The 6,102-nt window shown below is 72.3% G+C and carries 6 protein-coding genes; 2 read left to right on the top strand and 4 right to left on the bottom strand.

Annotation, left to right across the window (positions count from 1 at the left end):
• Nucleotides 1-17: 17 nt before the first annotated feature.
• Nucleotides 18-1,214 (bottom strand): sensor histidine kinase, encoded by a 1,197-nt coding sequence (locus IEZ03_RS26945; RefSeq protein WP_184879920.1) that lies wholly within the window; start codon nucleotides 1,212-1,214, stop codon nucleotides 18-20.
• 177 nt (nucleotides 1,215-1,391) lie between these two features.
• Here IEZ03_RS26945 and IEZ03_RS26950 point away from each other — a divergent pair, with 177 nt between their 5' ends.
• The gene (locus IEZ03_RS26950) at nucleotides 1,392-2,705 is read left to right on the top strand and encodes a hypothetical protein (protein ID WP_184879918.1); all 1,314 of its coding nucleotides are present in this window, start codon (nucleotides 1,392-1,394) and stop codon (nucleotides 2,703-2,705) included.
• A gap of 174 nt (nucleotides 2,706-2,879) precedes the next feature.
• Nucleotides 2,880-3,263 carry a group I truncated hemoglobin gene (locus IEZ03_RS26955; RefSeq protein WP_184879916.1) on the top strand — a complete coding sequence of 128 codons (384 nt, stop codon included), beginning with the start codon at nucleotides 2,880-2,882 and terminating at the stop codon, nucleotides 3,261-3,263.
• A gap of 58 nt (nucleotides 3,264-3,321) precedes the next feature.
• On the opposite strand, the gene IEZ03_RS26960 is transcribed toward IEZ03_RS26955, so the two are convergent.
• From IEZ03_RS26960 to IEZ03_RS26970, 3 genes are all read right to left on the bottom strand, one after another.
• Complete coding sequence (locus tag IEZ03_RS26960) at nucleotides 3,322-4,452, bottom strand: acyl-CoA dehydrogenase family protein (RefSeq protein WP_221480543.1); 1,131 nt, start codon at nucleotides 4,450-4,452, stop codon at nucleotides 3,322-3,324.
• A complete protein-coding gene (locus tag IEZ03_RS26965) occupies nucleotides 4,416-5,405 on the bottom strand; it encodes a VOC family protein (protein WP_184879914.1) in 990 nt (329 codons plus the stop codon). The genes IEZ03_RS26960 and IEZ03_RS26965 overlap by 37 nt, the downstream gene beginning before the upstream one ends.
• An 8-nt stretch (nucleotides 5,406-5,413) precedes the next feature.
• On the bottom strand, nucleotides 5,414-6,102 hold a 689-nt coding region (locus IEZ03_RS26970; protein WP_189241241.1), incomplete at its 5' end, for an enoyl-CoA hydratase/isomerase family protein.

Raw genomic sequence — 6,102 nt, forward strand, 5'->3', positions numbered from 1 at the left:
GCCTGTCAGTCAAGGTTTCAGGACGCGGTCACCCCCGGCCGGTACTTGGGCACCCGCACGATCACCTTCGTGCCCGCGCCCGGACCGGTCTCCACGGCGAGACCGTACTCCGGCCCGTACACCTGCCGCAGCCGGTCGTCGACGTTGGCGAGCCCGATCCCGGCCGCGTCGCCGTCGTCGGTCAGCGGGCGCACGTCGCCCGAGAGCAGCCGCCGGACGTCCTCGGGGTCCATGCCGATCCCGTCGTCCTCCACGCTGATCAGGCAGTCCGATCCGGCGTCCTCGGCGACGATCGTGATGAGCCCCGGCTCCGACCTGTCCTGCAGCCCGTGCCGGACGGCGTTCTCCACCAGCGGCTGCAGGCACAGGAACGGCACGGCGACCGGCAGCACCTCGGGCGCGATCCGCAGCGTCACCCGCAGCTGCTCGCCGAACCGCGCCCGCTGGAGCAGCAGGTACCGGTCGATGGACCGCAGCTCCTCGGCGAGCGTCGTGAAGTCGCCGTGCCGCCGGAACGAGTAGCGGGTGAACCCGGCGAACTCCAGCAGCAGCTCCCGCGCCCGCTCGGGGTCGGACCGGACGAACGAGGCGATGGTGGTCAGCGAGTTGTAGATGAAGTGCGGGGAGATCTGCGCCCGCAGCGCCCGCATCTCCGCCTCCATCAGCAGCGTCCGCGAGTGGTCGAGCTCGGCCAGCTCCAGCTGCGCGTCCACCCACTGGGCGACCTCCTCGGCGGCGCGGATCAGCCCGGCCGGGGTGTCCTCCCCGTAGGCGGCGAGCGACCCGACCACGCGGTCGTCGGTGGCGAGCGGCACCACCACGACCCGCCGGATCGGGCAGTCGAGCAGGTCGCAGGCGACGTCGTGCACCTGGGTCCGGCCGTTCTCCAGCGTCACCCCGGCGTGCCCGAGGACCTCCTCCGCGTGGTGCTCGTGCTCCCCGTCCCAGGCCAGCAGCCGCTCCCGGTCGGTGATCGCCAGCGCGGGGCAGTCCAGCAGGACCCGCAGGTGCCGGGCGGCCTTCTGCGCGTCCTGCTCGGTCAGCCCCGCCCGGAACGCGGGGGCGGCGCGGGAGGCGGTGTGCAGCGTCTCGAACGTCGCCCGCCGCGCGGGCCCGCCCAGGTCGCCGCCCCGCCCCTGCTGGCGCCGCCACCACACGAGCGCCGGAATCCACGTCACCAGCAAGGTCGCGACAACGGCGATGACGACGTTCATTCCGCAAATTTATGCCGATCATCCCGCCAAAAGTGAAGTGGACCTCTGGTACATGTCCGATTTGGCGGGAAGGTCATGATCATGTCATTTTGGACGGACTGACACGACGATCTTGGCCGCGCCCACCGCTCCCCCGGGTGATCCCCGGCCAGGCGGGCCCGGCCGTGAGGAGAGTGCATGCGCCGCCGTCGATGCCTGGCCGTCCTGGCCGCCGTGGGCCTCGCCCTTCCGCTCGCCGCCGCGATCCAGTCCCCCGCCGCAGCCGACGAACTGTCCCTGTCGAACTTCCAGCTCCGCCCGAACTCCTACGGGACGGACCTGCGCGACCGCGCCGACGCCCTCCCGCTGGTGAAGGGGACCGTCACCGGCATCATGAACGACCTGAACCGGCAGGACGACGACACCCCGGTCACCGTCAACGGGGCGTGCGAGCCGAACGCCGTCCAGTCCGGCAGCTCCGTGGCGCTCGCGCGGAGCGTCTGCTTCAACGACGGCGACAACGCCACCGCCCAGTGGTACCCGCAGGGCGTCACCACGGTCGCCGACATGCAGGCCGACCAGGAGTGGGGCGACGGCTACAAGCCCGTCCTGGTGAGCTGGTACGACGCCAACGCCAACGCCGACGGCATGGTCAAGGGCGTCCGCATCAGCTTCATGAACCCCTCCACCGGCGCGTACCGGCACGTCCTGCTGGTGTACCCGAAGGCCAACGGCGACTACGACACCGTCCGGGTGTCGCAGGACTCGTCCAGCGGCAGCTACAACACCTCGCTCCACGCGGGCGGGATCCTCTGGTACGGCGACCACCTGTTCGTCGCCGACACCGCGCGCGGCTTCCGCATGTTCGACATGCGCCGCATCTTCGACCTGGGCGCGTCCGAGAACGGCACGACCGGCGGCGCGGACAAGGTCGGCCTGCACGGCGGCACGTACCACGGCTACGGGTACCGCTACGTGATGCCGCAGGTCGGCTCGTGGACGCGGACCGCCGCGACCGGCACCAAGTGCACCACCTCGGACGGGTCGCCGCAGTTCTCGCACGTGTCCCTCGACCGCAGCGGCACCGACCACCTGGTCTCCGGCGAGTACTGCGCCGGGGAGGAGGCCGTCAACGGCCGCGTCGCGGCGTGGCCCATCGCCGGCGCGTTCACCGCGAACAGCGAGCTGATCACCGACCCGTCCTACCGGTGGAACGCCGACGCCGCTCACAAGCTGCCGGTCAGCAACGTCCAGGGCGCGACCCGGTTCAACGGCCGGTGGTACCTGAGCCGCAGCCGCGGCCCCGCGACCGCCGGGACGTTCTACACGACCGCGCCCGCGACGTCGTCCACCACGACGCTGCAGGTCGCCAGTGAGAAGCAGCTCAGCATCGGCCCGGAGGACCTGGCGCACTGGCAGAGCGGCACGGACGCGTCGAACCCCGGCCTCGGCCAGTTCTGGACCGTCGGCGAGCACCCCGGCAAGCGCATGGTGTACGCCGTCCGCCCCTAGCGACCGCACGCGAACACTCCCAGCCGAGAACACCCGCAGCGCCCGGCCGGGCCCGCCCCGGCCGGGCGTTTCCGTTCACCGACAGGGGCCCCTGGCGTCCTCGTGAAGCTCGCCGTACCCTGGGCTCGCCAATTATTGGCGCGCTGCCAATAAGCCTTCGCGTGAGGAGGACGGATGAGCATCTACGAGTCGATCGGTGGAGAAGAGGCCCTGACGGCGGTGGTGGACGACCTCTACGAGCGGATTCTCGCCGACGACCTGCTGAACACGTACTTCGTCGGGCTGAACGTCAACAAGGTGAAGGGCCGCCAGGTCGAGTTCTTCGGGCAGGCGCTCGGCGGACCGATGGCCTACCAGGGCCGGGCGATGAAGGACGTCCACCTCGGGCTCGGCATCGAGCAGGAGCACTTCGACCGGGTCGCCGACCACCTGGTGGCCAGCCTCATCGACGCGGGCGTCCCCAAGGAGACCATCGGCGAGATCGCCGCGATCGTGCTGCCGCTCGCCGACCACATCGTGGCCGGGCGGATCTCCACGGAGCCCGCCGCGGCGGAGTGACCGTCCATGCGCGCCGCGCCCGCGGACGGCGCGACGAGCGGGCGGGCGCGCAGGGACGTCAGGGCAGGTCCAGCCGGGTGGCCAGGGTGTCGTAGTGGAGGTCGCCGTCGCCGTGGGCGAGTGCCGCGGCCATGGCGTGGCGGGAGAACAGGTGCAGGTCGTGCTCCTCGGTGAAGCCGATCGCGCCGTGCACCTGGTGGCCGAGGGCGCACACGCGCTCGTACGCCTCGCTCACCCACGCCTTCGCCATCGACACCTCCTGCGCGGCCTCCCGGTCCGCTGACAGGAGCCAGATGGCCTCGTAGGCGATGAAGCGGGAGCCGAGCACGTCGATGGACATGTCGGCGCAGTGGTGCTGCACCGCCTGGAAGGACCCGATGGGCTTGCCGAACTGCTCCCGTTCCGTCGCGTACGCCACCGTCATGTCGAGGACGCGCTGTGCCGCGCCCACCATCTCCGCGCAGGTGGCCGCCGCGCCGAACAGGGAGATGGCGCGGGCGGCGTCCGCGCCGGATGCGTCCTCACCCAGCGCGGCCTCGGCCGGGACGCGCACGTCCGCCAGTTCGACGTGGCAGGGCCGGTCCCAGCCGACCGTGCCCAGCGGGTTGAGCGTCACCGATGAGGCGTCCACCCAGAACGCGCGGGGCTCGCCGTCCAGACGCGCCGCCACGAGGATGTGCTCGGCCGAAGCGGCGAACGGCACGAACGTGGCGGTGCCGTTCAGCACGTAGCCGTCGCCGTCGCGGGAGGCCACCGGCCCGTCCCCGGGACGGTCCCAGGGCAGGGGCGCGGCGGTCATGATCCGGCCCTCCGAGATCGCGGACAGCCACCGCTCCCGCTGCCCGGACGTGCCGAAGCGGGCCACCGGCATCCCGCAGCACGCCACCGACGCGAGCAGCGGGCTCGGCACCTGCGCGTAGCCGAGCTGCTCGAACAGCAGCGACACGTCCAGGAAGTCGCCGCCGACGCCGCCGTGCTCCTCGGGGAACGCCAGGCCCGGCCAGCCGAGCTCGACCATCTCCTTCCACAGCGCGGGCGAGTGGCCGGCGGGGTCGCCGTCCATCGCCCGCGCCCCGGCGGTCGGCGCCCGCGCCTCCAGCAACTCGCGCGCGGTGTCGGCGATGAGCTCCTGGTCTTCGGTGCGGCTCAGGTTCATGACGTCGGCGGGATCTTGTCGGAGCGGACCCACACGCCCGGCCGCTCCTCCCAGAACAGCTGGACGAGCACGCCGCCGGTGTGCTTCGGGTGGATGAACGTGTGCTTCCAGGCGGCGCCGTCGGTGACGCCCTCCTCGTCGTCGAAGGTCGGGACGTCGTGCCGCTCGCACGCCGCGAGCGCCGCGTCCCAGTCGGCCACCTCGAACGTGACGTGGTGGGCGGCCGGGCCGCTGCGCTCCAGGAAGCGGTCGATGAACGAGTCCTCCCCGCGCCCGGTGATGACCTCCCAGCAGATCGAGGAGCCGGGGATGTTCAGCACCAGGTCGGCCATGTCCGGGTGCTCGTCGTCCGGCGTCCGCCACACCTGCACGAACCCGGCGAGGTCGCGGTACCAGCGGGCCAGCTCGTCGCGGTCGTGGAACGCCTGGCAGACATGGTCGAGCGCCACGATGCCGAGCGACGGGCCGTCGAGCGCAGCTCGTCCGTTGGATGGCGGTGGGTGGGGGCTGGAGGACGGTTCACCCGGCTCGGACGGCGCCACGGCGTTGTCGCCGGAGTCGCCGCACATGTCCAGGCCGCCGGGGCCGCGCAGCCGGAACAGGATGCCGGGGCCGTGCTCGGGCGGGCTCAGCGACGCCTCCAGCCACCGGCCCTGCGGCCCGTCGGCCGGCTTGACGCCGCGTCCCTCCAGCTCCACGCGGGCGGCGTCCAGGTCCGGGACCTCGGCGCCGACGTGGTGCAGCCCGGGACGGCCGTTGTGCTCGTCCAGCCAGGTCTGCAGCGAGGACCCCTCGCCGACGGGCGCGACCACCTCCCACGCCTGCCCCCGGCTCCCGGGGATCTCCAGCCGGGCGCCGCGCACGCCCTCGGCGGGGTTGTCCCAGCTCCGGACGCGCCGGAACCCGAACAGCCCCTCCAGCAGCCCGACCTGCGCGTCGAGGTCGGCCGCCACCTGGGCGACATGATCGATGCGGTAGATCTGCACGGGTTCTCCTAGCTCGGGTGCGGCTCGATCCAGTCGTAGCCGTAGGTGACCAGTTCCTTGACGAGGCGCAGGTTGTAGCGGTTCATCGCCGCGATCCGCTCGGCCAGCTCACCGACCCGCTTGTCGAACTCGTCCGCCGGGTACACGTCGTTGACCAGGCCGAGCCGCAGCGCCCGGTCGGCGTCGATGCGCGCGCCGGTGAACAGCAGCTCCTTCGCGCGGGCCTTGCCGATCCGCTCCGGCAGCCGCTTCACGCCGCCCCAGCCCGGCGCGGAGCCGCCGAACTCGGGCTGGTCGGGGTCGCCGTCCTCGGTCATCTTCGGCCGGTACGGCGGGCGCGCCGACAGGGTGATCTCGACCAGCCCCATCTTCGCGTTGTCGGAGGCGACGATGAAGTCGGCGGCGAGCGCCAGCTCCAGGCCGCCGCCGACGGCGTAGCCGTGCACGGCCGCGATCACCGGGACCGACGTCCGCTCCATCATCGCGAACGTCTTCTCGCCGAGCCGGCCCTGCTCGACCCGCTCGCGCGGCGTCAGCTTCTCCGACCACGCGAGGTCCATCCCCGCGCAGAACGCGCGCTCGCCGGCGCCGCGCAGCACCACGACGCAGACGTCCTCGTCGTCGTCGACGCGGGTGAAGATGTCGCGCAGCTCCGTCATCGTGGTCGGCGTCAGCGCGTTGAGCTTGTCCGGCCGGT

This window comes from Actinomadura livida (assembly GCF_014648675.1).
GTDB classification, from domain to species: domain Bacteria; phylum Actinomycetota; class Actinomycetes; order Streptosporangiales; family Streptosporangiaceae; genus Spirillospora; species Spirillospora livida.

What these genes read in the sequence shown, in the direction of transcription:
- IEZ03_RS26945 (WP_184879920.1), bottom strand. Translation starts at nt 1,214, where the DNA reads ATGAACGTCGTCATCGCCGTTGTCGCGACCTTGCTGGTGACGTGGATT.
- IEZ03_RS26950 (WP_184879918.1), top strand. Translation starts at nt 1,392, where the DNA reads ATGCGCCGCCGTCGATGCCTGGCCGTCCTGGCCGCCGTGGGCCTCGCC.
- IEZ03_RS26955 (WP_184879916.1), top strand. Translation starts at nt 2,880, where the DNA reads ATGAGCATCTACGAGTCGATCGGTGGAGAAGAGGCCCTGACGGCGGTG.